General features: G+C 73.9%; 2 protein-coding genes. Both read right to left on the bottom strand.

The window, feature by feature from the left end; genetic code table 11:
* Positions 1–139 precede the first annotated feature (139 nt).
* Positions 140–916 (bottom strand): class I SAM-dependent methyltransferase, encoded by a 777-nt coding sequence (locus tag ACFV4F_RS43370; protein WP_380511571.1) that lies wholly within the window; start codon positions 914–916, stop codon positions 140–142.
* Between the two features lie 119 nt (positions 917–1,035).
* A partial coding sequence (locus ACFV4F_RS43365) for an alpha-hydroxy acid oxidase (RefSeq protein WP_380511568.1) occupies positions 1,036–1,529 on the bottom strand: 494 nt, incomplete at its 5' end.

The raw sequence follows: 1,529 nt of genomic DNA, 5'->3' as shown, positions 1-1,529 counted from the left end.
GCGTCAGGGTGCGTGCATCGCAAGGCGGAGGAGGGAGTCCATGCGGAGTATCGGCGACCGACGACAACGCGGCGAGGCGCGTGCCCTGGCGTCGCGGCACCCGGCCTGACCCGAAAGGCACACCCCTACACTCCTGTGGTCAGCGGTCGGCCTCGACGTAGATGGTCTCGTCGGTGCGGAAGGCGGTGTCGAGGTCGGCGACGTCGGCGCGGGCGCCCTCGCGGTAGGCGCAGTGGCGGATCCGCCCGGCCTCGAAGCCGGCCAGGGCGAGCACGTGCCGGAGCTCGTCGAGGTCGTAGATCCACTGGTGGCCGTAGTGCCGGAAGATCTGGTTGACCAGGAAGGCGGGGCGCGCGGGCATCGGCGGGCCGAAGCCGAGGGTGGTCAGGCGGCGGCGGTGCTTGGCGAGGAAGCCGTCACCGGTGGCGTAGCCGACCAGGTAGCGGGCGAGGTCGGGGGTGGTGATCCGCAGGACGCCGCCGGGACGCAGGACGCGGCGGGCCTCGCACAGCCAGCCGGCCGCGACGGGCAGGGTGACGTGCTCGATCAGGTGCTCGGCGTAGACCCAGTCGACGCTGGCGTCGGCGAAGGGCAGCGGCCGGGAGACGTCCAGCTGGGTGAACCAGCGGTCGCCGTCGACGCGGTAGAGCGTGCCGGGCTCGGTGGCGGCGTCGGGACTGCGCAGGGTGGCGAGGTCGGTGCCGAGGCCGTGCGGGTGTGCCGTCCGGAATGCGGCGAACTCGATCCCGGTCAGGCCGAGTTCGCGGAAGCCGGCGTGGTCGCGGGGCAGGCCGCCGGGTGCGGCCTCCAGCTTCGCGCAGGTGGCGACGTCCGCGCTGAAGTCGTCGAGGCGGGCGGTGAGGCCCTCGGGGTCGTCCCAGTCCCAGCCGGGGAAGCGGTCCGCGTTCTTCGTCATGAGGGAGTTCTCCCAGTCGGGGTCGAACGGTCTCGGGGTTGAACCCGGTTCCGATTCGGCATTGTCGATATTCGGACGCCCGGTAATGAACCCCGGCGGGATTCTTGACCGTTGAACATTCACCGGTGCGCCGGCCACGGGGTGACGGCCGAGCGGTCCAGGTCGGCGAGCCGGGGGCGGCCCAGCAGGGCCAGGGTGTGCTCCAGTTCGTCGTGCAGGAGGTCGAGGACGCGGCGCACGCCCGCCTCGCCGCCGGTCGCGAGGCCCCAGAACGCCGGGCGGCCGATGAGCACGACAGCGGCGCCGAGAGCGAGGGCGAGGGCGATGTCCGCGCCGGTGCGGACACCGCCGTCGAGGAGGACGGGCAGCGCGCCCGGCACGGCGTCGGCGACCTCCGGGAGGGCGGCCAACGCGGGCACGGCACCGTCCAGTTGCCGTCCGCCGTGGTTGGACACCACGACGGCGTCGGCGCCGTGCTCGACGGCGAGCCGGGCGTCCTCGGCGGTGAGGACGCCCTTGAGGACCCGCGGCAGCCGGGTGCGCTCGGGCCCCCACCCCAGGGCGGCCCAGGTCAGCGAGGGGTGGTACAGCTCGCGCGCGGGGGGGGCGGTTG

Source organism: Kitasatospora sp. NPDC059722 (assembly GCF_042733235.1).
Classification (GTDB): domain Bacteria; phylum Actinomycetota; class Actinomycetes; order Streptomycetales; family Streptomycetaceae; genus Kitasatospora.
This window is presented reverse-complemented; position numbering and strand designations above follow the sequence as displayed.